The sequence below is a fragment of the Streptomyces sp. NPDC050422 genome (assembly GCF_044458665.1).
Lineage (GTDB): Bacteria > Actinomycetota > Actinomycetes > Streptomycetales > Streptomycetaceae > Streptomyces.
Window position 1 is genome coordinate 100,729 of sequence record NZ_JBITIE010000013.1, and the last position, 24,272, is coordinate 125,000.

21 protein-coding genes are annotated in these 24,272 nt (G+C 70.0%); 16 read left to right on the plus strand and 5 right to left on the minus strand.

Translation table 11 applies throughout. The features are described 5' to 3' along the window. The 12 genes from ACIBJG_RS21755 (at window position 1) to ACIBJG_RS21810 (ending at window position 11,521) form a co-directional block, all read left to right on the plus strand. Window positions 1–804, plus strand: coding sequence for an MlaE family ABC transporter permease (locus tag ACIBJG_RS21755; RefSeq protein ID WP_399309528.1), 804 nt, complete (start codon window positions 1–3; stop codon window positions 802–804). Then, window positions 804–2,117 carry an MCE family protein gene (locus tag ACIBJG_RS21760; RefSeq protein WP_399309530.1) on the plus strand — a complete coding sequence of 438 codons (1,314 nt, stop codon included), beginning with the start codon at window positions 804–806 and terminating at the stop codon, window positions 2,115–2,117. Before ACIBJG_RS21755 ends, ACIBJG_RS21760 begins: the two co-directional genes overlap by 1 nt. After that, complete coding sequence (locus ACIBJG_RS21765; RefSeq protein WP_399309532.1) at window positions 2,114–3,145, plus strand: MCE family protein; 1,032 nt, start codon at window positions 2,114–2,116, stop codon at window positions 3,143–3,145. The genes ACIBJG_RS21760 and ACIBJG_RS21765 overlap by 4 nt, the downstream gene beginning before the upstream one ends. Next, window positions 3,142–4,161, plus strand: coding sequence for an MCE family protein (locus tag ACIBJG_RS21770; RefSeq protein WP_399309533.1), 1,020 nt, complete (start codon window positions 3,142–3,144; stop codon window positions 4,159–4,161). Before ACIBJG_RS21765 ends, ACIBJG_RS21770 begins: the two co-directional genes overlap by 4 nt. Window position 4,162: 1 nt before the next feature. Then, window positions 4,163–5,278, plus strand: a complete 1,116-nt coding sequence (locus ACIBJG_RS21775; protein ID WP_399309535.1) for an MCE family protein — start codon at window positions 4,163–4,165, stop codon at window positions 5,276–5,278. Then, window positions 5,275–6,429 (plus strand): MCE family protein, encoded by a 1,155-nt coding sequence (locus ACIBJG_RS21780; protein WP_399309537.1) that lies wholly within the window; start codon window positions 5,275–5,277, stop codon window positions 6,427–6,429. Before ACIBJG_RS21775 ends, ACIBJG_RS21780 begins: the two co-directional genes overlap by 4 nt. Next, window positions 6,429–7,691 carry an MCE family protein gene (locus ACIBJG_RS21785; RefSeq protein WP_399309539.1) on the plus strand — a complete coding sequence of 421 codons (1,263 nt, stop codon included), beginning with the start codon at window positions 6,429–6,431 and terminating at the stop codon, window positions 7,689–7,691. Before ACIBJG_RS21780 ends, ACIBJG_RS21785 begins: the two co-directional genes overlap by 1 nt. Then, complete coding sequence (locus tag ACIBJG_RS21790; protein WP_399309540.1) at window positions 7,688–8,209, plus strand: hypothetical protein; 522 nt, start codon at window positions 7,688–7,690, stop codon at window positions 8,207–8,209. Before ACIBJG_RS21785 ends, ACIBJG_RS21790 begins: the two co-directional genes overlap by 4 nt. After that, window positions 8,206–8,871, plus strand: coding sequence for a hypothetical protein (locus tag ACIBJG_RS21795; RefSeq protein WP_399309542.1), 666 nt, complete (start codon window positions 8,206–8,208; stop codon window positions 8,869–8,871). The genes ACIBJG_RS21790 and ACIBJG_RS21795 overlap by 4 nt, the downstream gene beginning before the upstream one ends. Before the next feature lie 72 nt (window positions 8,872–8,943). Then, complete coding sequence (locus tag ACIBJG_RS21800) at window positions 8,944–9,474, plus strand: nuclear transport factor 2 family protein (RefSeq protein WP_399309544.1); 531 nt, start codon at window positions 8,944–8,946, stop codon at window positions 9,472–9,474. Between the two features lie 39 nt (window positions 9,475–9,513). Beyond that, complete coding sequence (locus ACIBJG_RS21805) at window positions 9,514–10,230, plus strand: hypothetical protein (protein ID WP_399309546.1); 717 nt, start codon at window positions 9,514–9,516, stop codon at window positions 10,228–10,230. 22 nt (window positions 10,231–10,252) lie between these two features. Then, on the plus strand, window positions 10,253–11,521 hold the full coding sequence (locus tag ACIBJG_RS21810) for a lytic transglycosylase domain-containing protein (protein ID WP_399309548.1): 1,269 nt from the start codon (window positions 10,253–10,255) through the stop codon (window positions 11,519–11,521). A 19-nt stretch (window positions 11,522–11,540) separates the two neighbouring features. Here the strand turns inward: ACIBJG_RS21810 and ACIBJG_RS21815 are convergent, their stop codons facing one another. Then, on the minus strand, window positions 11,541–12,605 hold the full coding sequence (locus tag ACIBJG_RS21815) for an ATP-dependent DNA ligase (RefSeq protein ID WP_399309550.1): 1,065 nt from the start codon (window positions 12,603–12,605) through the stop codon (window positions 11,541–11,543). A 97-nt stretch (window positions 12,606–12,702) separates the two neighbouring features. Here ACIBJG_RS21815 and ligD point away from each other — a divergent pair, with 97 nt between their 5' ends. Next, window positions 12,703–13,713, plus strand: coding sequence for a non-homologous end-joining DNA ligase (ligD, locus tag ACIBJG_RS21820; protein WP_399309750.1), 1,011 nt, complete (start codon window positions 12,703–12,705; stop codon window positions 13,711–13,713). An 83-nt stretch (window positions 13,714–13,796) separates the two neighbouring features. Beyond that, entirely contained in the window at window positions 13,797–14,861 is a 1,065-nt protein-coding gene (locus ACIBJG_RS21825) for an ABC transporter permease (RefSeq protein ID WP_399309751.1), read from the plus strand. A gap of 15 nt (window positions 14,862–14,876) precedes the next feature. Here ACIBJG_RS21825 and ACIBJG_RS21830 read toward each other — a convergent pair whose 3' ends face one another. Further along, entirely contained in the window at window positions 14,877–17,114 is a 2,238-nt protein-coding gene (locus ACIBJG_RS21830) for an OmpL47-type beta-barrel domain-containing protein (protein WP_399309552.1), read from the minus strand. Beyond that, a complete protein-coding gene (locus tag ACIBJG_RS21835) occupies window positions 17,111–19,603 on the minus strand; it encodes a ThuA domain-containing protein (RefSeq protein WP_399309554.1) in 2,493 nt (830 codons plus the stop codon). The genes ACIBJG_RS21830 and ACIBJG_RS21835 overlap by 4 nt, the downstream gene beginning before the upstream one ends. 198 nt (window positions 19,604–19,801) lie before the next feature. Here ACIBJG_RS21835 and ACIBJG_RS21840 point away from each other — a divergent pair, with 198 nt between their 5' ends. Further along, on the plus strand, window positions 19,802–20,815 hold the full coding sequence (locus ACIBJG_RS21840) for a multicopper oxidase domain-containing protein (RefSeq protein ID WP_399309556.1): 1,014 nt from the start codon (window positions 19,802–19,804) through the stop codon (window positions 20,813–20,815). On the opposite strand, the gene ACIBJG_RS21845 is transcribed toward ACIBJG_RS21840, so the two are convergent. Continuing rightward, window positions 20,809–23,007 carry a DEAD/DEAH box helicase gene (locus tag ACIBJG_RS21845; protein WP_399309557.1) on the minus strand — a complete coding sequence of 733 codons (2,199 nt, stop codon included), beginning with the start codon at window positions 23,005–23,007 and terminating at the stop codon, window positions 20,809–20,811. The two genes, ACIBJG_RS21840 and ACIBJG_RS21845, sit on opposite strands and share 7 nt — an antisense overlap. A 105-nt stretch (window positions 23,008–23,112) precedes the next feature. Further along, a complete protein-coding gene (locus ACIBJG_RS21850; protein ID WP_399309559.1) occupies window positions 23,113–23,895 on the minus strand; it encodes an IclR family transcriptional regulator in 783 nt (260 codons plus the stop codon). Window positions 23,896–24,086: 191 nt separating this feature from the next. Here ACIBJG_RS21850 and ACIBJG_RS21855 point away from each other — a divergent pair, with 191 nt between their 5' ends. Then, a complete protein-coding gene (locus tag ACIBJG_RS21855; protein ID WP_399309561.1) occupies window positions 24,087–24,197 on the plus strand; it encodes a putative leader peptide in 111 nt (36 codons plus the stop codon). Window positions 24,198–24,272 lie beyond the last annotated feature (75 nt).

Consider the following 24,272-nt stretch of genomic DNA (forward strand, 5'->3'; position numbering starts at 1 on the left):
ATGTCGATGCTCAGCTGGCTCGACCGATCCGGTGACCAACTCACCTTCTACGTGCGGGCCCTGGTCTGGATACCCCGGACCCTGCGGCGCTACCTCAAGGAAGTGCAGCGCCTCCTCGCCGAAGTCGCCTTCGGCAGCGGCGGCCTCGGCGTCGTCGGCGGCACCATCGGCGTGATGATCGCGATGACGCTCGCCACCGGTACGGTCGTCGGCCTCCAGGGCTACGCGGCCCTCAACCAGATCGGCACCGCGGCCTTCACCGGATTCATCTCCGCCTACTTCAACACCCGTGAGATCGCCCCGCTCGTCGCCGGGCTGGCCCTCTCCGCGACCGTCGGCGCGGGCTTCACCGCCCAGCTCGGCGCCATGCGGATCAACGAGGAGATCGACGGCCTGGAGTCGATGGGCGTGCGCTCCATGCCCTACCTCGTCACCACCCGCATCATCGCCGGTGTCGTCGCGATCATCCCGCTCTACGCGATCGGGCTGCTCTCCTCGTACGTCGCCTCCCGCTACGTCACCGTCCTGTTCAACGGACAGTCGGCCGGCACGTACGACCACTACTTCAATCTCTTCCTCTCCCCGCAGGACGTCCTGCTGTCGGTGCTCAAAGTGCTGATCTTCAGCGTGATGGTGATCCTCGCGCACTGCTACTACGGCTTCCACGCCACCGGCGGACCCGCCGGGGTGGGCGTGGCGGTCGGCCGCTCGGTGCGCAACGCGATCGTGCTGATCAGCGTCACCGACTTCTTCCTCTCGCTCGCCATCTGGGGCGCCACGACGACCGTGAAGGTGGCCGGCTGATGAATTCCCGGACCACGCAGTCCACCCGCCGCAGACTTGCCGGAGTGGCCTTCCTGCTCGTGCCCGCCGTCCTCATATGGGTGTCGGTCGCGGTGTACGAGAAGGACTTCACCGACGACGCCACCGTGACGGTACGTACCGGAAGCGTCGGCAACGAGATGCACGACAACGCCGACGTGAAACTGCGCGGAGTCGTCATCGGACAGGTCCGCAACATCTCGGCCGACGGCGAGGGAGCCCGGCTCACCCTCGCGATCAAGCCCGACAAACTCGACCGGATTCCGGCCGACGTCACCGCTCAGATGCTGCCCACCACGCTGTTCGGCGAACGGTTCGTGGCGCTCGTTCCGCCCGCCGTCCCCTCCGCGCAGACCCTGCGGGCCGGCGCCGTCATCCCGCAGGACCGCTCCAGCAACGCCATCGAGCTGGAAGAGGTCCTCGACAACGTCCTGCCGCTGCTGACCGCCGTGCAGCCGGAGAAGCTCTCCGCCACCCTCAACGCGGTCTCCCAGGCACTCCAGGGACGCGGCGAGAAGCTCGGCGACACCCTCGTCACGCTCGACGCGCACCTCCAGAAGTTCAACCCCCAACTCCCCACGCTCAACGCGGACATCAAGGAACTCGTCAAGGTGACCAGGGTGTACGGGGACGCCGCCCCCGACGTCCTGGACGCACTCACGGACTTCACTACCACCAGCGGCACCATCGCCGAGCAGCAGGCGGAACTCGCCGACCTCTACGGCTCCACGACCGCCACCGCGCAGGACGTCACCTCGTTCCTGCGGGAGAACAAGGACAACCTGATCCGGCTCTCCGCCACGAGCAGGCCGACGCTGGAGCTCCTGGCGAAGTACTCCGACGAATTCCCCTGCACCCTGCGCACCGTGGCCGGATTCGTCCCGGCGATGGACAAGGCGCTCGGCAAGGGCACCGATCAGCCCGGCCTGCACGTCACCGTCAAGTCCGTCAAATCCAAGGGGAAGTACGTACCCGGCAAGGACACGCCGGTCTACGACGCCACCGGCGGACCGCACTGCTACTCGGTGCCGTACGTCGGGACGACCGAGCCGACCGCCGCCGGACGGGCCGCCGCATCGCCCGCCCCCGGCGACAAGGCGGACGCCGACGGGCGGAGCGCCACCGCGCCCACGGCCCTGGACACCGCACTCGGCATGCCCAACTCCCCGCAGGAGAGCCGGCTCGTCAACGAGCTGGTCGCTCCCTCACTGAAAGTCCAGCCGCAGACCCTGCCCGACTGGAGCAGCGTGCTCATCGGTCCGGCCTTCCGCGGTGCGGAGGTGAAGCTCAAGTGAAGCGCCGCTCCCTCGCGGGACCGCTCGCGAAATCGATCGTCTTCATTCTGGTGACCGTCCTGGCCACCACCGTCCTTGGGCTGTCCATCGCCAACACCGGGGTCGGCGACACCACCACGTACAAGGCCAGGTTCACCGACGCCACCGGTCTGATCGTCGGCGACAGCGTCCGCATCGCCGGGGTCAAGGTCGGGCAGGTCGAGTCCATCGAGGTGGCCGACAAGCGACTTGCCGAGGTCGGCTTCGCCGTCCGCAAGGGACGCGAACTGCCCGCCTCGGTGACCGCGTCGATCAAGTACCTCAACATGGTCGGCCAGCGCTACATCGACCTGGACCAGGGTGCGGGACCGGTCGGCCGGAGCTTCGCCGCCGGAGCGACCATTCCGCTCTCGCGCACCACGCCGGCACTCGACCTGACCCAGCTCTTCAACGGCTTCCAGCCGCTCTTCGAAGGGCTGTCCCCGCCCGACGTCAACCAGCTCGCGGGCTCCATCGTCCAGGTGCTCCAGGGCGAGGGCGGCACCGTGGACAGCATCCTCCAGCACGTCGGTTCCCTGACCAGCACGGTCGCGGCCAAGGACAAGGTGATCGGCGAGGTGATCAAGAACCTCAACACGGTTCTGAAGACCGTGAACGACCGGGAGGCCGGCTTCAACGACCTGGTCGACACGCTTCAGCAGCTCGTCACGGGATTCGCCGGCGACCGCAAACCGCTCGGCCAGGCAGTCACGGCGATGGGCGCACTCACCACGGTCACCGCCGACCTGCTGCAGGACGGCCGCAAGCCCCTCAAGGAAGACATCAGACAACTCGGGCGTCTCTCGGACCAGCTGGGCAAGGGAACCCCGCAGATCGAGAACTTCCTGAAGAAGACCCCGGCCAAGATGGAGGCGATCAGCCGCCTCGCCTCGTACGGCTCCTGGCTCAACCTCTACCTCTGCGAGGCCAAGGTCGGCGGTGTGACGACCGAGGACGGCAGCGCACCACCCACCGGCATCGCGATCACCCAGTCGAGGTGCCTGGCATGAGAATCAGACCCCTGCGGGAACGCAGTCCCGTCGCCATCGGCATCGTCGGGCTCCTCGTCCTGGCCCTCGTCGGCTTCGGCGCCTACCGCGCAGACTCGCTGCCCTTCATCGGCGGTGGCACCACCTACACCGCCGACTTCACCGAGTCCGCCGGTCTCGGCGAGGGCGACGAGGTACGGATCGCCGGCGTCAAGGTCGGAGAGGTCACCGGTGTCTCCCTCGACGGCGCCAAGGTCAAGGTCGGCTTCCGGGTCAAGGACGCGTGGATCGGCAACTCCTCCACCGTGGGCATCGCCATCAAGACGCTGCTGGGCGAGAAGTACCTCGCCGTCGACCCGCTCGGTACCGGGCCCCAGGATCCGGACGAGCGCATCACCGCGAGCCGCACCACCTCCCCGTACGACGTCACCCAGGCGTTCAACGGGCTCGGCGAGACCATCGGGGAGATCGACACCGAGCAGCTCGCCAAGAGCTTCGAGACGATCTCGGCCACCTTCAAGGACTCGCCCCCCGACGTGAAGAGCGCTGCCGACGGGCTCTCCGCCCTCTCCCGGACGGTCTCCGAACGCGACGCCCAGCTGGCCACCCTGCTCAAGGGCAGCAAGCAGCTCACCAAGACGCTGGCCACCAAGAAGAGCAGCTTCGAAACCCTGCTGGAGGACGGAAATCTGCTCCTGGGAGAGATCCAGGCCCGCCGCGACTCCATCCACCTGCTGCTCACCGGCACCCGGAACCTGGGCATCCAGCTCACCGGCCTGGTCGCGGACAACAACAAGCAGCTGAAGCCGACCCTGGACTCGCTCGGCCGGGTCACCGCCGTCCTGGTGAAGAACCGCAAGAGCCTCGACAAGGTGCTGTCCCTGGCCGGGTCGTACAACCGGCTCGTCGGCAACACCCTGGGCAGCGGACGCTGGTTCGACAACTACGTCTGCGGGGTCGTCCCCAAGGACTACCTGCCCGCCTCCACACCTCCGGCAACCGGATGCATGCCACCCAAGCAGCAAGGCGGCCGCTGACATGAGAATCACGCGCATCGTCGGCATCGGCGCCGGCCTCGCCGTCGTGGCCGTCGCGGCCACCTCCGGAGTGATGGCCATGGACGAGGAGGGAACGACGACCGTCACCGCCTACTTCGACCAGGCCACCGGTGTGTACGCCGGATCGGACCTGCGGATCCTCGGAGTGAAAGTCGGCAGGGTCGAAAGCGTGGAGCCGAAGGGCAAGGAGGTCAAGGTCCGGCTCCGCGTGGACAAGGGCGTCAAGGTGCCCAAGGAGGCGCATGCCGTGGTCGTCGCCCCCAGCCTGGTCGCCGACCGGTACGTGCAGCTCGCCCCCGCGTACAGCGGGGGGCCGGTGCTGGCGGACGAGGCCGAACTGCCGGCTTCGAGCAACGCGACCCCGGTCGAGGTCGATCAGCTCTACGCCTCGATCACGGAGCTCTCCACCGCGCTCGGCCCCGAGGGTGCCAATGCGAACGGGGCGCTGGCGAAGCTCCTGGACACCGGCGCCAAGAACCTCGACGGCAACGGAAAGGCCATCGGGGACTCCATCGAGCAGTTCGGCAAGGCGACGAAGACCCTCGACAGGAGCAGCGGCAACCTCTTCGACACGCTGTCCTACCTCCAGACCTTCACCACCATGCTGAAGGACAACGACGGCAACGTCCGCGCCGCCGAACAACAGCTCAACTCGGTCACCGGATTCCTCGCCGACGACAAGAAGAACCTCAGCGCGGCCCTGAAGGAACTGGGCACCGCCCTCGGCCAGGTCAAGACCTTCATCAAGAACAACCGCGGCGCCCTGAAGGCGAACGTGGACGCCCTGGTGCCGATCACCCAGGCCCTGGTCGACCAGCGCGCGTCGCTCGCCGAGTCCATGGACACCCTGCCGCTTGCCGCGACCAACGTGATCAACGCCTACGACCCGTTGAACCGCACCCTCAACGGCCGCACCAACCTCAACGAACTCTCCATGGGCGGACCGCTCACGGAGGAGCCCGCCGCCCTGTCCGGGCTCTCGCCCGTGGACGAGGCCCGGCAGAAGGCGCTGCCCTCGCTGCCGTTGCCCGCCGTGGGGACCGTCTACGGCACCCCCGAGAAGACCGCCACGCAGAAGAAGGGGGCGAAGCGATGAGCCGCGTCCTGCGCAGACCCGGCGCCCGCGCGACCGGCGTCGCCGCCGTGCTCGCGGTGGGCGTCGGCCTGGCCCTGGTCGCCACCACGGTCGACCTGCCGACGTTCACCGGCATCGACCAGGTGCCCCTGCCCGGTGGCGCGGACCTCGGGGACCACCCGTACGAGATCACTGCCGAGTTCGGGGACGTACTCAGCCTCGCCCCGCAGGCCTCGGTCAAGGTCAACGACGTGGCCGTCGGCCGCGTCACCAAGATCTCGCTCGCCTCGGGCAACTGGAACGCCAAGGTCACCATGCGGGTCAACGGGCGGATCAAACTGCCCGCGAACGCCTATGCGCACCTGGAGCAGTCCAGCCTCCTGGGCGAGAAGTACATCCAGCTCGCACCACCCGCCGCCGGCACCGCCAAGGGGGCGCTCGCCGATGGCGACCGCATCCCGCTGACCCGGACCAACCGGAATCCGGAGGTCGAGGAGGTGTTCGGCGCGCTCTCGATGCTCCTGAACGGTGGCGGCATCAATCAGCTCAAGACCATCACCACCGAACTCAACAAGGCACTCGCCGGGCAGGAGCCGCAGGTCCGCTCCATGCTCAAGCGGGTCAACACCCTCGTGACGAACCTGGACGACCACAAGGGGGACATCACCGACGCCCTCGACGGGGTCAACCGGCTCTCCGCCACCCTCGCCACCCGTAAACAGGACGTCGGTACGGTCCTCACCGGGCTCAGCCCCGGCATGAAGGTCCTGGAGAAGCAGCGCGGATCACTCATGACGATGCTCCGCTCGCTCGACACCCTCTCCACCGTCGCCGTCGACACGGTCAACAGGAGCAAGGCCGACATGGTCGCCGACCTCAAGGCCCTCGCCCCCACACTCCAGGCCCTCGCCGACTCCGGCCAGGACCTGCCCGACTCCCTCCAGGTGCTGCTCACCTACCCGTTCACGGACGAGGTGCTGCGCGGGGTGAAGGGCGACTACCTCAACGTCTACCTGGATGTGACGGCCATGCCCGGCACACAGATCATTCCGCCGCTCGACCCCGCCGGCTCCACACCCCCGGCGGTCCCGGGCAGCACGGCCCAGAAGTCGGGCTCGGCGCTGCCGCTGCCCCTTCCCTCGGTCACCTCGACGACGAAGGGGAGCAACTGATGATCACCCTGGCCATCCGGCTCAAGAACATCGCCTTCCTGATCATCGCGGTGCTCGTGCTCGGCTATCTGGGAGTCCGCTACGCCGACCTCGGCCACTACATCGGCATGCGCAGCTACTACACGGTCAAGGTCCAGCTCCCGCAGACCGGAGGCCTGTTCACCCACAGCAACGTCACCTACCGGGGCGTTTCCGTGGGCCGGGTCGGCCCCATCGAGCTCACCGACGACGGAGTGGAGGCCGAACTGCGCATCGAGAAGGACTCCCCGCCCATCCCGGACGGGCTGAAGGCCGTCGTCGCCAACCTCTCGTCGGTCGGCGAGCAGTACGTCGATCTGCGGCCGACGCGCGCCGATGGGCCGTACCTGGCGAACGGCTCCGTCATCGACCAGGCCGACACGACCATTCCGGCGCCCGTCACCGACGTTCTCACCAGCGTCGACGACCTCGCCGGCTCCGTCGACCTGGAATCGCTGCGCACGGTTGTCGACGAATTCGGCACCGCCTTCGAGGGCCGCGGCGACGACCTCCAGGTGCTGCTCGACACCAGCAGCGACTTCGTCCAGGCGGCCGACGACGCACTGCCGGTCAACACCCGGCTGATGATCGACGGCGAGACCGTGCTGCGCACGCAGGCCGAACAGGGCGAAGCGCTCAAGGGTTTCGCCTCCGGCGCCAAGGAACTGGCCGCCGAGCTGAAGGGATCCGACACCGACCTGCGCAAGCTGATCACGGTCGCCCCCGACGCGACCAGCCAGATCAGCGGACTGCTGCGGGACCTCGACCCCAGCTTCGGTGTCGTCGTCGCCAACCTCCTCACCACGTCGGACGTCGCCGTCACCCGGCAGCGCGGACTGGAGGAGCTTCTGGTGAAGCTTCCGGCCGTCGCGGCGGCGGGCTCCAGCGCGGTCGACGAGAACGGTGCCAGGTTCGGCATGTCGATCACCTTCTTCGAGCCGTTGCCCTGCACCGCCGGGTACGGCGGCACGACCTACCGCAACGGCCTCGACGTCACGGCCGGACCCGCACTCAACACCGCGGCCCGCTGCACCTCGTCGCCCGGCACCGGCGTCAACGTCCGCGGCAGCGCGAACGCCCCGAAGGGTGGGGCCGTACCCGAGCCGGCCAAGCCGGGCTCGATGCTCCTCGGTGACGGCACGACGGACCGGCTCCCCGGTGCGCTCGGCGTACCCGCCGACACCGCCCCGGCCACCGGCGGCATGGCCGGCCTGCTGGGCCTCGGCCAGGGAGGCGGCGCATGACATCCCGTACGAGGACCCTGAGCGGCTGGGCCGTACTGCTCGCCGCCCTACTGATCTGCGCACTCGGCGGCTGGTCCTACGCCCAGGCGCGCGGCGACGACGACCTGGCGTACGCCAAGAGCCGTGACACCGCGCTGGCTGACGGGAAGCAGCACCTCGCCCGGCTCAACAGCCTGGACGGCAAGGACGCCAGCAGTGTGGAAGCCGGTCTCGGCGGCTGGCTCCGGTCCTCCACCGGTCCGCTGCACGATCAGCTGAAACGCACCCGGAGCAAGGACGCGAGCGAGCTGACGAAATCCGGGTCGACGGCGCGCGGGAAGGTGACCGACGCGGCGCTCACCGCGCTCGACGAGCGGACCGGTACGGCACAGATGATCGCGACCGTCGATGTCCAGGTCACTCCGCGCACCGGCAAGGGCGGCACCGAACGCAAGCGTTTCGAGGCCACCCTCGCCCGCACCGCGGACGGTTGGAAGGTCAAGGCGCTGACCGCGATTCCGGTCGGGAGCGGCGCATGAAGCGGCAGGGAGGGGTGGCGGTCGTGACCACCGGCACGGATGTGGAGGACGTCGGGGAACTCGACGCCACGGCGGACGGGGCGCCGGCGGACGAGCCCGGCAAGGACGCCCCGGCGGACGGTGGACCCGGGCCCGGCAAGGACGAGCCGGCACCGGACGCGGGCCACCGCCGGCTGCGTGTGGTGGCGGCGGTACTGGTGGTCGCGCTGCTCGCAGCCGGCGGCGGACTCTTCGCCGCGGGACGCCAGTTGCGCGACACCCCCGCCACCTCCAACAAGGCGCTGACCGACAGCGAGGCGACCACCCGGGTCGCGGGAGACGTCACCAACGCGCTCGGGAAGGTGTTCTCCTACAGCCCCGAGGACACCGGCGTCACCAAGGAGTCCGCGAAGCAACTCCTCGCCGGCAAGGCGCTCCAGCAGTACGCGGCGCTGTTCGGCCAGGTGGAGAAGCAGGCGGCCGACCAGAAACTCACCCTCACCACCCACGTCGTGCGGGCCGGGGTGACCAGGCTGACGGACGAGAGCGCCCACCTGCTCGTCTTCCTGGACCAGGTCTACGAACGCAAGGGGAAGGCCGCCAGCAGGGCCGCCGCTCAGCTCTCGGTCACCGCTCAACTCCGCGACGGGCGCTGGACGATCGTAGAGATCAACTCCAGATAGTCCCACGTGGAGCAGTACCGCAGCACAGCACAGCACAGCACAGCACAGACCGGCCGGCAGGGAGAGGCAACGATGGCACGGGTACGGACGACGAGGAATCCGCTGGTTGCGGCAGCGATCGTGCTGACGGTCGCGGCGGCCGGCGCCGCGGGCTGGGGCGGAGTGTCCTGGTACCAGGCGGAGCACGACGGCTCGGCGGCGTACGCCCAGGCGCGTGACGACGCCCTGGCCGCCGGCGAGCAGGCCGTACAGAACATGAACACGCTCGACCACGAACAGCTCGCCGAGGGGCTCGACAGCTGGGAGGACTCCACCACCGGGGACCTTCACCAGCAACTCGTCGACGGGCGGGACGGGTTCGTGAAGCAGATCCAGGAGGCGAAGACCGTCAGCACGGCCAAGGTGCTGTCCGGCGCGGTCACCGAGCTCGACGACCGGGGCGGCAAGGCGGGAGTGATGGTGGCGCTGCGGGTGACCGTGACGGCGCCCAAGGGCAAGCCCGCGGTGAAGGAGAGCCGGATGCTGGGCCAGCTCACCCGCACCTCCGAGGGGTGGAAGCTCAGCGCCCTCGGCCAGGCGCCCGTCGGCAACACCGCCGGCTGACGCCACCGACCCCCACCCCGCACCGAGAGGACCCCGGACATGTCGACGACCCGTCACCTCGTGAACCGGCAGCGACGTCTGGCCACCGTCGCCGCCGAACGCACTGCCGCACCCGCCTCCGTACACGAGCCCGTGGACCCCGGGACCGGCGCGGACGAACCACGGGAGGAGCCTGAGCAGCAGAAGGAACAGAAGGAGGGGGAGCAGGAGGAGCAGGAGCCGCGCTCCGGCCGGCCACCTCGCCTCCGGATCCGGCTGCCCGCCGCGCTGTGCGCAGCGACCGTCCTCCTCGGCGCCTTCGCCGTCTGGGCGTTCACCTCGGCCGCCACGCTGAACGACGACCCGAGCCGGCAGAACACCGCGCTCACCGACATCGCCCGCACCAGCGAGGTGAAGGGGCAGATCACCGAGGCCGTCGGCGCCGTGTTCTCGTACGACTACGCATCGCCCGCCAAGGCCGATGCCGCGGTGAAGAAGTACCTGACGGGCAAGGCCGTCCAGCAGCACGAGGACATGCTCGCCGAGGTACGGGCGCAGGCGCCGAAGCAGAAGCTGGTCCTCACCACGACGGTCACGGAGAGCGGGGTGGAGCTGCTCGACGGCGACCGCGCCCGGCTGATCATCTTCGCCGACCAGAGCAACACCCGTACGGGCAAGTCGGAAGAGACCACGTACGCCGCGGCCATGTTCGCCGTGGACGCTGTTCGCCGGGGCGGCACCTGGCGGATATCTGCCATCGATACGTTCACCCGGTGACCCGGGGCAGAGGAGAGCACGCATGAGGTTCAACGGCACCATGCGCCGCGGCATCGGCGGCACCGCAGCGGCCGTCGCCGCGATGGCAGCGCTCACCGCGTCCCAGGCGCCGGGACTCGTCGCGCACGACGAGGCGCTCAAGCAGACCACGGAGACGGACGAGGTCACGTGGTCGGAGGCACCCAACGACGACTCGTACCACACCGAACTCCCGCCCCTGAAGAGCCCCGAGCCGCCGAAACCCGGCGTCAAGCAGAGCAGGGCCGCTGTCCAGTCGTGGGCCGAGGCGGGGATCCCGTCCACGGTGCTCGCGGCCTACCGCAAGGCGGAGAGCTCGCTCGGGCGCAGTGACCCCGGGTGCGGGCTGCCGTGGCAGTTACTGGCGGCGATCGGCAAGGTCGAGTCCGGGCACGCGGCCGGCGGCCGGGTGGACGCCCACGGCACGACGCTCTCCCCGATCCTGGGGCCGGTGCTCAACGGCGCCGGGTTCGCGAACATCCCGGACACGGACGGCGGCGGGTACGACGGGGACAAGACCTACGACCGGGCCGTCGGCCCGATGCAGTTCATCCCCTCGACCTGGGCGCACTGGGCGAGGGACGGCAACGGCGACGGCCGCAGCGACCCGAGCAACATCTACGACGCGTCCCTGGCCGCCGGCGCGTATCTCTGCGCCGGCACCCGCGATCTGACGGTGCGCGGCGACCTCGACCGGGCGATCCTGAGCTACAATCACTCGGACACCTATCTGCGGACCGTGCTGTCCTGGATGGAGTTCTACCGCAACGGCGTCCATGTGGTGCCCGACGGCAAGGGGGCGCTGCCCAGGAGCCCCGGCGCCGGCAGCCCGAACGAGCCCAGGCGCCCAGTGGGCGGGCCCGGGACGGGAGGCGACGGCGGCATCGAGGTCGGCCCGCAGCCCAGCCACTCCACGCGTCCGACGACACCGGGAACCGTGCACCCGGGCACGACCCCCTCGCCGGGCGGCACGGAGTCCCCGGACCCCGGTGGCCCCACGGACCCGGGCACCACGCCCGATCCGACCGACACCGGCTCCGCGAGCCCGGACCCGACGACGACTCCCGACCCGGGCACCACCCCCGAACCGGGCACCACCCCCGACCCCGGCCCGACCACCACGCCGCCCGACCCGGGGGAGCCCGGCTGCCCGACGGACCCCGCCTCGCCGGACCCGACGGACACCACGGGAGGCACGGAGACACCGACGCCCGACCCCACGGACACCGAGGAGCCCTGCTCCACGGCGTCGGTGCCGCCGGCCGCCGACTGATTCCCGGCGGGCGGCGTATTCAGCCGCCCGCCGACAGCACCTCGGCCAGGTCGTAGCGCACCACCTCTTCCAGCTGCGCGTACGTGCAGGTGTCAGGCGTGCGGTCCGGCCGCCACCGGCGGAACTGGGTCGTGTGCCGGAACCGGTCGCCCTCCATGTGGTCGTACGCCACTTCACAGACCCGCTCCGGACGCAGCGCCACCCAGGACATGTCCTTCTTCCCCGACCAGCGGCTCGGGGCGCCGGGCATCCGTGATCCCTCGTGCGCCTCGGCATCCCCCCAGGAACCCCACGGGTGCTCGGAGGCATCGGTCACCAGGGGTTCGAGTTCGGTGATCAGTTCGGCGCGGCGCTTCATGGGGAAGGCCGCGCAGACGCCCACGTGCTGCAGGGTTCCCCGTTCGTCGTACAGTCCGAGCAGCAGCGAGCCGACGACCGGACCGCTCTTGTGGAAGCGGTAGCCCGCCACCACACAGTCGGCGGTCCGCTCGTGCTTGATCTTGTACATCGCGCGGGTGTCCGGCCGGTACGGCAGATCGAGCGGCTTGGCGACGACCCCGTCCAGACCCGCTCCCTCGTACCGCTCGAACCACTCCTGGGCGACGGCCGGATCGGTGGTCGACGGAGCGAGATGGACCGGGGCCGAGGCATCGGCGAGCGCGGCCTCCAGCACCACGCGCCGGTCCGACTGCCGGGTGTCCAGGAGCGAGTCGTCGCCCAGCGCGAGGAGGTCGAAGGCGACCAGGCTCGCCGGGGTCTGCTCCGCCAGCAGCCGTACCCGGGAGTCGGCGGGGTGGATGCGCTCGCTGAGCCGGTCGAAGTCCAGCCGGCCGTCGTACGCCACCACGATCTCGCCGTCCACGACGCAGCGCGGCGGGAGGTTCTCCCGGACCGCGGTGACCAGCTCGGGGAAGTAGCGGGTCAGGGGCTTGCCGGTACGGCTGCCGATCACCACCTCGTCACCGTCCCGGTGCACGATCGCGCGGAAGCCGTCCCACTTCGCCTCGTACTGCATGCCCGGCGGGATCTGCTTCACGGACTTCGCGAGCATCGGCTTCACGGGCGGCATCACCGGCAGGTCCATGCCCCGATTGTGAACCGCGCGGCGACCGGAGTCTTCCGATATGCGGCATATGTGTGCCCGGCCTACCGTGGCCGACATGGCAGCAGCGGGTAAAGCGGTGGAGCTGGAAGCGGCGGGACGGGCCGTACGGCTGTCCAATCCGGACAAGGTCTACTTCCCGGAGAAGGGCTACACGAAGAGGGACGTCGCCGAGTACTTCCTTGCCGTGGGCCCCGGAATCCTGCGTGCCCTGCGCAACCGGCCCACCACCCTGCAGCGGTTCGTGGACGGGGTCGAGGGCGAGTTCTTCTACCAGAAGCGCGCCCCGAAGAACCTCCCCGAATGGATCCCCACCACCGAGATCTCCTTCCCCAGCGGCCGGTCCGCCCGCGAGATGTGCCCCACCGAGGTGGCCGCCGTCCTCTGGGCGGCCAACCTCGGGACGCTCACCTTCCACCCCTGGCCCGTTCGCGGCGGCGACACCGACCACCCCGACGAACTGCGCATCGACCTCGACCCGCAGCCCGGCACCGACTACGCCGACGCCGTCCGCGCCGCCCATGAGCTGCGCTCGGTCCTGGACGAGCACGGGCTGCGCGGCTGGCCCAAGACCTCCGGCGGCCGCGGCATGCACGTCTTCGTGCCGATCGAGGCCCGTTGGACGTTCACCGAGGTCCGGCGGGCGGCCATCGCGGTGGGACGCGAGCTGGAGAGCCGGATGCCCGACCGCGTGACGACCGCCTGGTGGAAGGAGGAGCGCGGCGAGCGGATTTTCGTCGACTACAACCAGACCGCCAGGGACCGGACGATCGCCTCCGCCTACTCCGTGCGCCCCCGGCCCCACGCCCCGGTCTCCGCCCCCCTGCGCTGGGACGAGGTCGATGACGCCGAGCCGCGCGACTTCGACATCCGGACCATGCCGGTCCGCTACGCGGAACTGGGGGATGTGCACGCGGACATGGACCAGGAGGCCTTCCGGCTCGACTCGCTGCTGGAACTCGCCGACCGCCACGAGAGCGACGGCGGCCCCGGCGACCTGCCGTACCCGCCGGAGTACCCGAAGATGCCGGGCGAACCGAAACGGGTGCAGCCCAGCCGCGCCCGCCATGACGAGGACGGCGACGCATGAGCACATCCGGACAGGAGCCCGAGCCGCCCCACGGGGTGCAGCCCGAGCCGCCCCACGAGTCGCAGCCCGAGCCGCGCCAAGGGATGCAGCCCGAGTCGCACCACGGGGCGCACAGCAGGCCGCTGACCAGGGCCGAGAAGTGGGCGGCGTACAAGGAGTCGCCCTACTTCCCGGCGACGGTGCTGGTGCTCATCCTCGCGGCAGCCGCGGGGCTCTTCGCCGGCTCGTACACGTACGCGATGGCCAATCCGACCCCCCACCGGATTCCGACCGCCGTGGTCAGCCAGCCGGACACGGCCCGCGGCAAGGAGTTCGTCGCCGCGATGGACAAGGCCCTGGACGCCTCCCTCGTCATCCATGTCTACCGGACGCCCGCCGCGGCGCGTGAGGCGCTGGAGGAGCAGGAGGTCTTCACGATCGTGCGCTCCGGCAGCCGCGGGGTGGAACTCGACGTGGCCAGTGCCTCCGGCGCCGCTGTCGCCCAACTGCTCGCGGAGTCCGCGGTGAAGGTGGGGGACGCGCTTGGCATCCAGGTCGCCGTCGCGGACGTCAAACCGCTCCAGAAGGGCGACCCGCGTGGACTCGCGCTCTTCTACATCTCGCTCGCCGCCGTGATCATCGGCTTCGTCGGCTCCATCCAGCTGAGCGTGCACGCCAGGAGTCTGATCCCGCTGGAACGGATCGCTTTCACGATCGCCTATTCGCTGCTGGGAGCCTTCTCCATCGCCGCGGTGGTGGACTGGCTGCTGGGCGCCGTCGATCTGCCCTTCGCGGAGTCCTGGCTGATCCTGGCGCTCACCATGTTCACCTCGGGCATGGTCTTCACCATGTTCAACACCCTGATGGGGCGCTGGGCCATGCTCCCGACCTGGGGCCTGATGGTGATTCTGGGGAACCCTTCCTCCGGCGGAGCCGTGTCCTGGCCGCTGCTGCCCTCACTGCTCGGGCACATCGGACGCTGGCTGCCGCCGGGCGCCTCCGTCAACGCCCAGCACACCGCCGTCTACTACCAGGGTCATCAGAAGCTCTTCCCCTTCCTGGTGCTCGCGGTCTGGTGCGTGGCCTCGATCACGGTCTTCTGGGTGTGGCGCCACCGGCACCCGGGAGGCCGCGACCACATGCCGGAGCATGCGGCCGCGGCCACCTGATGCCGAACGGTTGGGCTACAACTCCTGGATGCGGATGTCCCGGTAGGAGATCACGTCCGAGGTGCTGTGGACCTGGAGCCCGATGTAGCCGGAGGCGTACCGCCGGCCGTCGGTGCCCGGGTCGTCATCCCGCGGCGGCTCGAAGGCCTGGCCGCCGGTGTTGTCGAACTCGTTGAGCAGCACACCGTTGCGGTAGATCGAGTAGTGCTGGTCCACCACCCGGATCTCGTAGTCGTTCCAGGTGCCCTTGGGGGTGACCCCGGCACCGGCGAGACCCACCCGGTCGAATCCGTACACGGAACCCGTCTTGTACATGTCGCCGTCCGGCCGGTCGTTGACCTGGATCTCATGACCGAACTTGATGGCGGCCCACTCCGGACGCGGCTCCTCCGGATTGTCGTGGACGTTGGGGAAGCGTACGAACACCCCGCCGTTGGCGTTGCCGGTGCCCGGGGCGTCGTCCCGCCACTGGAGCTTCAGCGAGAAGTCCCCGTACTGGCGTTCCGGGAACCACAGCATGCCCATGCCGTCCACCGTGGTGGAACTGGTGATCGCGCCGTCCGCCTCGTTGAGCGCGAACTGCCCGCCACCCACCTGCTGCCACTTGGCGAGCGAGGCGGCCGTGCCGTCGAAGAGCTTGCGGTAGCCCTCGTCCTGGCCCGGCTTGCCGATGCCGGACTGCTTGGCCGCCCGGTAGATCTTCTTGTGCTCGCGGGCGTCGATCACCCCGGCGGTGAGCAGCTTGACGAGGACCGTGTCGACGTGCTTGAGGAACAGCGCGTGCGAGGACCAGTCCTTCTCGTCCTCGATCAGCTCGTTGATCGTGCAGCGGTTGCCGGTGATGCGGTTGGGGACCCCGGTGTCGACGGTGCCCACGATGACGGTGAGCCGTTCGTCGAACTCCGGGCAGTTCGGCGCCGGTACGCCGCCGCTCTGCGCGACGGTGAACGACACCTGCTTGGCCCCGGACGTGTTGCCCGCCTTGTCCGTGGCCCGGTGGGCGAGCGTGTGGTAGCCGATCCGGTCGACGATGACGGTGGCCGTGTACGCGAGGTACGGACCGCCGTCCAGGGAGTACTCGACCTTGTCCACACCGCTGTCGGCATCGGTCGCCGTGACGGTCACCTTGGCGCTCGTGAGGTAGGCGCCGTCCGAGTTCTTGTCGCCCTCGACCTTCGCGGACGTCTCGGGCGCCGTCGTGTCCTGCGTGGGCGGCTCGACGACGGTGAAGTCGACCGCCTTCTCCGCGGCCGCGTTGCCCGCCTTGTCGGTGGCGCGGTAGCGGACGTGCTGCGCCCCCACCGCGTGCACCATGACGGGACCGGTGTATGGCTGCCAGGCGCCGTCCGCCCCGACCGCGTACTCGATGGTGTTGACGCCGGAACCGGTGTCGGACGCGGTGACGGTGACCGTCGCCATGCCCAGGTACTGTCCCTGGTCGTCCTTCTCCCCGGAGACGGTCGCCGAGGTCTCGGGCGCCGTGGTGTCGTCCGTCGGCGGAGCGGCGACCGCGAACTCGGCCGTCTTCTCCGCGGCCGCGTTGCCTGCCTTGTCGGTGGCGCGGTAGCGGATGAGGTGCGAGCCGACCTCGTTCACCACGACCGGCACCGTGTACGGCTGCCAGGCGCCGTCCGCCCCGACCGCGTACTCGACGGTGTCGACGCCCGAACCCGCGTCGGTGGCGGCGAGGGTGACGGTGGCCTGACCGATGTACGCGCCGTCGGCGTTCTTGTCGCCGTCGACCTTCGCCGAGGTCTCGGGTGCGGTGGTGTCCTCACCGCCGCCCCCGTCGGTCACGGTCAGGATGCCCTGCATCGTCTCGTGCCCCGGCATCGTGCAGTGGTAGAAGTACCGGCCGGGGGTGAGCGTGACCTCGGCGGTGTGCTTGCCGCCCTGGTCGTCGCCGGGGTTGGCCAGCACGTTCAGGCTGACGTCGTTGTTGAACTCCGGGTCCGACACGCTGAAGGTCAGCGTGTGCGGCATACCCGTGGTGTTCCCGGTCGCCTCACTGTTCTCGAAGACGATGGTCGCCTTGCCGGCCACCGCGGTCTTCGGCGCGGACAGGTAGTGGTCGATGGGGTCGCCCGCCGTCCAGGTCAGCACCTGGTCGGCTGCCGCGTCCGCCGGGGCCGCCGTACGGCCGTACGCCGCCGTCGACGTCAGCCCCAGCACCATCAGGAAGGACCCCAGCAGCGCGAGCCACAGCCGCGCGGGCCGCAACCGCCGTCGGAAGAAGATCGAACGGTGTCTCACTGCACTGCCACCTTCCTGGCCAGATCCTTGACGGCCGGGGTCGGTCCGCCGCCCTTGTACGTCACGCGCCACAGCGCGGACTTGGAGTCGGAGGTGAAGAAGCCGCGCCCGTAGTCCACGACGTACAGCGAACCGTCCGGGGCGAACTTCCAGTCCATCAGGTTGCGGATCCCGTTCGCGCCCACCGGGATGATCTCCTTGAGCGACTCGGCGTGCGTGGGCAGACCGCCCTTGCCGACCGTCTTCGGATCGGTGAGCACGGCGTGCCGCGGCTGTGTGTCGTCGTAGAAGTCACCGACGAACCACTTGCCGTCCCAGTACGACGGCCACTTGTCGGCGCTGGTGCTCGCCGCGTCGTACCGGTAGACCGGGCCGTTCATCGTGGCCTGGCCACCGCCCTTGAGCCAGGGCAGGAGCTCCTTCTGGTCCTCCACCTTGTAGCTCGGGATGCCGTTGGCGTCGCGCGGGTAGTCCACGCCACCGCCCTGCGGCGAGTACCAGATGGTGTTGGAGGTGATCGGCGGCAGCTTCACCAGACCGTCGTTGTTCGGCGAATCGTTCTTGGGGTGGTCGCAGTCGTACCAGCCGAGCGGCTTGCTCGGATCGGGCAGATTGCGGTCCCGGTAGGGCTGCTTGTTGCCCATGCAGTACGGCCAGCCGTGGTTGCCCGCCTGGGTGATCGCGGCGAACGTGTCGTACTTGGCCGGGCCCCAGGTGGTGCTCGGGGCGCCCGCGTCGGGGCCGACCCAGCCCGCGTACAGCGTGTCGGTCGACTTGTCGACGGAGATCCGGGCGGGGTTACGCACGCCCATCACGTAGATCTCGCCGCGGGTCTTGCCGCCGCCCTCGTCCGGCTCCTTGCCGGTGAAGAGGTTGCCCGCGGGCAGCGTGTAGGTGCCGTCGTCCTCGGGGTGGATCCGCAGGATCTTCCCGTTGAGGTTGTTCGTGTTGCCCGCGGTGCGGCGGGCGTCGGAGAACGAGACGCCCTTGTAGTTCGGCTGCGGGTTGTTGCCCGAGTAACCGTCGCTGAAACCGGAGGAGTTGTTGTCACCGGTCGCGATGTACAGGTTGCCCTTGGAGTCCCACGCCATGCCGCCGCCGGCGTGGCAGCAGCTGTGGATCTGCACCGGCCAGTGGAGCAGCACCTTCTCGGAGGACAGATCCAGCTTGTTCGTCGCCAGGTCGAGGGTGAAACGGGAGACCTGACGGACCGCCATCTGCTTGTCGCGGTCGATCTTGTCGTGGGGTGTGTAGTGCAGGTACACCCAGCCGTTCTTCTCGAAGTCCGGGTCGAGCTCGATGCCGAGCAGACCCTCCTCGACCTTGATCAGCTCGTCGCCGCCGCCCTTGTTGCCGAAGATCGTCAGCTCACCGGCGAGGGTGACCTTCTTGGTCGCCGGGTCGTAGACGTGGATCTGGCCCAGGCCCTTGCCGACGTTCGGGTCGGCCCAGTCGGTGACGACCGGCACGCTGCTGTCGGCGCCGCCGCGGCCGATGTACAGCACCCGCCCGTCGGGCGCCGTCACCAGGCCGTGCGGTTCGCCGATCTGGTCGTTCTTGCCCGGCTGGTTCGGCTGAGTGACGCGCTCCGCCGTGTAGTTGGAGGTGATCGTCGCCTTGCAGTCGGCCTGCGAGATCCGGGTCGTCCAGTCCAGCGCCCCGCGCAGGTGGTCGCGGAAGTCGGCCTCGGCGAAGCTGTCGACCGTACCGCCCATCGCGGTGTAGAAGGACCGGCCGCCGTCGTAGTCACGGCACCAGGAGACCGGGTGGTCCCAGCCGTTGGCGCTCGTGCCCGGCTTGTACGTGATCTCCCTGACCCGGGCCACCGTGTGGACGTCGCCGGAAGGGTTGTCCTTCCAGTTCAGCCACTTGTCCGGGCGCTTCCACTCCAGCGGCAGGTTCTTGGTCGCCGGGTGCTGTCGGTCGCCGATCTCCACCGTCGCACGCTGTACGGCGGTGGGGCTGCCGGCCGCCGGGCGCGCACCGACGAGTCCGGTGAACCAGTCCGAGTACGGCTCGGTGCGCGCCGCGTCATGGATGCCGAGGAAGCCGCCGCCGGCCTCCATGTACGCCTCCAGACCGGCCTCCTGCTCCGGGTCGAGGACGTCGCCGCCACCCGTCAGGAAGACGACGGCGTTGTACCTGCCGAGCTGTTTGCCGTTGGTGAAGACGGCGGCGTCGTCGGTGGCCACGGTCTTGAACCGGCCCGCCTCCGGCCCGGTGAGCCCGATCCGCTCGATCGCCGCGATTCCGGCGTCGACCGTCGGCGACTCGTCGGTTGCGGAGGCATGGAAGACGAGCACCTTGACGTTGGCGCCGCCCGGTGGCGACGGCAGGGACAACGTTGTCGCCATGGACCCGGGAGCTCCGGGATCCGGCCTGGCACTGGCGGCATTGCCACCGAGCAGGGATGCGGTCAGTGCGCCGGCCGCTACGGCCGCCGCAAGTCCGCGTCGCGATCTGGACCTGTGATGTGGTGTGCGCTGCATGTGGTCACCCACCCCTCTCTGGTCACTGCAACAGCTTTGGCACTGCAACAGCGCATGAAGCTAGACCTCTTTTCGCGACTCGCCAATAGCTATGGCAGCAATGACACGAACTTTGTCCTTAGTGTGGATAAACGAAGCTCCCCGGGCTACGGTATGGCCCGTTCTCCGCAACATTCGTCCCACAGTGGGGAGTTCGACATGGACCGAAGGAGCTTCAACCGGCGGGTTCTGATGGGCGGCGGGGTGGCGGCGGCGACCGGCGTGACATCGTTGTCCCTCGGCGCGATCGAGGCCACCTCCGCGGAGAACCCGCCCCGGACGGCGCCCGCCGGAGGGGTGGTCCGCCATCTCAAGCTGTACGCGGAGAAGCTGGCGGACGGCTCGATGGGCTACGGGTTCGAGAAGGGCAAGGCGTCGATCCCCGGGCCGCTCATCGAGATCAACGAGGGCGACACCCTGCACATCGAGTTCGAGAACACCATGGACGTGGCAGCCAGCCTGCACGCGCACGGCGTCGACTACGACATCGCGAGCGACGGCACCCGGATGAACCGGAGCATCGTCGAGCCGGGCGGGACCCGCACGTACACCTGGCGCACCCACGCCCCGGGCCGGCGCAAGGACGGCACCTGGCAGCCGGGCAGCGCGGGCTACTGGCACTACCACGACCACGTCGTCGGCACGGACCACGGCACGGGCGGCATCCGCAAGGGGCTGTACGGGCCGGTGATCGTCCGGCGCAAGGGCGACATCCTGCCCGACAAGACCATCACGATCGTCTTCAACGACATGACGATCAACAACAAGCCCGCCGACAAGAGCCCGGACTTCGAGGCCACCGTGGGGGACCGGCTCGAAGTCGTCATGATCACGCACGGCGAGTACTACCACACGTTCCACATCCACGGCCATCGCTGGGCGGACAACCGCACGGGGCTGCTCACCGGGCCCGACGACCCGAGCCGGGTCGTCGACACGAAGATCGTCGGGCCTGCGGACTCCTTCGGCTTCCAGGTCATCGCGGGTGAACACGTGGGCGCCGGCGCCTGGATGTACCACTGCCATGTGCAGAGCCACTCCGACATGGGCATGGCCGGAATGCTGCTGGTCGCCAAGGCGGACGGGACCGTGCCGGGACACGACGGACACACGATGGCGTCATCGCCGGAGGCGAAGACCTCCGGCAGTACATCCGCGCACGAGGGTCACTGATCCGCCGCGTCCGCCACCGCGGCGAGGCGCTGCTGTTCCTCCTCGACGATGCGGCGGGCCAGCGAACCGTCCGACACGTCCACGGCGTCCGGCGTCGTCTCCGCGACGTCGCTGCGCCGTGCGTAGGCATCGAACAGCCGCTCCTTACGGGCCAGGATGTCCAGCATCCGCTGGTCGACGCTGTCCGCCGCGAGGAGCCGGTGCACCTGGACCGTGCGTATCTGGCCCATCCGGTGCGCACGGGCCACGGCCTGGTGCTCCATCGTCGGCTTGATCTGCGGCTCGCAGAGGATGACGACCGACGCGGCCTGCATGTTCAGCCCGACCCCGCCCGCCTGGATCTGGCTGAGCAGCACCGCGTGGCCGTCCGCCGCGGCGAAACCGTCGATCATCTCCTGGCGCCGTGCGGCCGGCACACTTCCGGACAGCGGGCCGAACACGCCTTCCCCCAGGGCCTGCCGGACCGTCTCCAGGACCTCGCGGAAGTAGGAGAAGACGACGACCTTCAGGCCGTTGCCCTCGGCTTCCGCGACGAGCTCGCGCAGCCGGTTCAGCTTCGCGGAGGTGGCCGGGTGGGCGTACGCGGCCCGGCGCATCCGCATGAAGTGCCCGGCGGCCACCGCCTCGTGGTAGGCCAGCTGATCGGCGTCGCTGAACTCCTCCCACTCGTCCACCTGCACGAGCGCGGGGAGTTCGGTGAGCACGTCCTGCTGGTTGCGGCGCAGATAGGCGGGGGCTACGGCCCGGCGGAACGCCTGTGAACCGGCGACGCCGTGCGTGGTGTTGACCGACGGGGCCAGCTCGGGCTGGAGATGGCGGACGAGGCTGCGGAACTCCTCCACCCGGTTCTCCATGGGCGTGCCGGTGAGGAAGAGCACGTGTTCGGCCCCCTCCGACCAGCCGGACACCGCGCGGGCGCGACGGGTGGCCGGATTCTTGACGTAGTGGGCCTCGTCGACGACGAGCATTCCGGGCCGCACCCCGCTGTCGCCGGCGAGGGGGAGAGTGTGCAGGGCGTCGAAGGTGGTCAGCGCGACCCCGCCGCTCTCGCGCCACTCGGCGAACGCCTCCTGCCGCTCCGGCCCGTGCACCGGAAGGGGCCGCAGCGTGGACCGGGCCCGGACCTCCCGCGTCCAGTTGATCAGCACGCTCGCAGGGCACACCACCAGGAAGTGCGTCTCCCCGCGCGCCGCGAGATGGGCCAGCGCGGCGATCGCCTGCACGGTCTTGCCGAGCCCCATCTCGTCGCCGAGGATCACCCGCTTCTGCGCGAGCGCGAAGCGCGCGCCGAAGGACTGGTAGCCGCGCAGCGAGACCCGCAGCCGGGCGTCGTCCAGCCGCAGCCCGCGGACCCGCTCGGCGATCCCGGACGGCAGGAACCCCTCGGCCGCGTCCCGGTCGGGACCGGTGCCGGACATCTCGGCCAGCAGGCTGTAGTACTCCGCGGAGCGCAGCTCGAAGTCGACCCAGGCCGCGACGTCGGACTCCGGGTCCCGCAGCAGGTCGACCGACACCTGACCGAACAGCAGCGGAAGCTCGCGCTCCACCGCGTCGGCGACGGCCGCCCGCACGGAGGCGACGGCCGCCAGCGTCCGCGTCCGGGCGGCCCGCCGGGTGAAGACCATCCGCAGCCGCCCCCGGGCAGGTGCGGCAGCGGCCAGCAACGGCTCCAGGCAGTCGGCCAGCCGGCGGGCCCCGTCCACGGCCCGCCGCACGTCCGGACCGGCCTCGACCAGTCGGTACAACGCGGTGACCAGGGAGGTCGTGGCATCGTCAGGGGTGTCCACGTCTATCCGCAGGGCGACGGTGTCCCGCACCGCGTGCGCGATCTGGCCCGCCGCGGCCAGGGTCTGGTCGGCCGTCTGCGCGCCGACACCGGGAATCTGACGGAGCTCGTAGCGCCCTGCCCCGTACACCTGCTCCACCGTCGTGAAACCGGCCTGCTCGACTGCGCCGAGGCGCAGCCGGCCCTCGGTGACGTCCTTGAGCCGGGACACCGGGATGGCCGAAAGCTCCCTGCGGACGAGGACGTCCAGGAGTGGATCCAGAGCCGTGCGCACGGCACCGACCGCACGGGTGTGATCCGCCAGGACGCCGCGCGCGGCGTCCAGCAGCCCGTCGGCCCGCGCCAGCAGTTCCCGCGCCGCCCGCCCGGTCGGCGCCCCGCCCTGCGTGGACCCGGCCTCAGTCATGTCGTACCTTCTGTCCCCGCCGCCTTGCCGGTGCGCCCACGGGCCTGCGACCGGAGCGACTCATATCGTCCCACGCGCGACTGACAGCCCGGCCCGGCGGACGGCTCAGGGCGCGGGCGGCCGGCGCTGTGCCGGTGACAGCAGCAGCACCTCCAGGGCGCGTGCGCAGGAACGCGCCTGCGTCAGGAACCAGTCGCCGCGCTCCTCGGTGATCACGGACGGGGTGGCCCGTACCGCCAGGGCGAAGCGGGCGTACCCGGCACCGTCCAGCACGGGCACCGCCAGGGTCCGCACCCCGTGGGCCGACTCGCCGTCGTTGACGGCATAGGTGTCGGACCGCACCCGGGCCAGCTCCGCCTCCAGGGCCGCCGGTTCGACGATCGTCCGGTCGGTGAAGGCGGGCAGCGGCGGCAGTGAGGAAGGGCCGCCCTCACCCGGCCTCGCCCAGGCCAGCAGCACCTTGCCCAGCGCGGTGGAGTGCAGTGGCCGGCGCAGCCCGACCTTGGGGGTCACCGAACCGCCCGCGACGATCACCGCGTGCGGCCCGCTGCGCAGCGCCAGGTCGGCGGTGGCGCCCGTGCGATCGGCGAGATCGGCCAGCTCGGGGGCGGCCAGATGCAGACCGCGCTGGTGGTAGGAGAGCCGGCCCAGCTCGGTCACGGCGGGCCCCAGCCGGTAACGCGACGTCCGAACGTCCTGCTCCAGGAATCCGGCACCGAGCAGGGTGCGCGCCAGCCGGTGTGCGGTGGAGACCGACAGCGTGAGACGGCGTGCGAGGTCGGAGGCGCTCAGATCCGGACCGTTGTCGTGGAAACAGTGCAGGACATCCAGGGCGCGCTGTACTGCCTGCGCCCCGCCGGGAGCGCGTGCCGCTGCGGCCTCGGTCATGGGGGTCACTCTCCGCTCGTGGGGGTGCGGGGCCCGACGTTGCCACATTACGGGAGCCGATCCGGTCCCGAACCCCCTGACGAAACATGCCGTTCATGCCCAATCCCACATCATGGGAAGCGAGTTGTGAGCGGGCGTCGCCCGTGGCAGGCTGCAGCCCTCACCACCGACGAGCTGAAGGGAGCAGTGCCATGGCCGGCCGCCGATCCGCGACCCCCGCCCACGCCGCTCCGGTCCTGCTCGCCCTCACGCTGCGCCGCCACATCGACCTGGCCCGCGTGTCCAGCGCCGCCTGTCGCTGACCCTCCCCGCTTTTTCACGCTGACGCGTCGCTCCGACGCCTCACGGGTTCCTGCCGCACGTACCTCCCCGCTCCG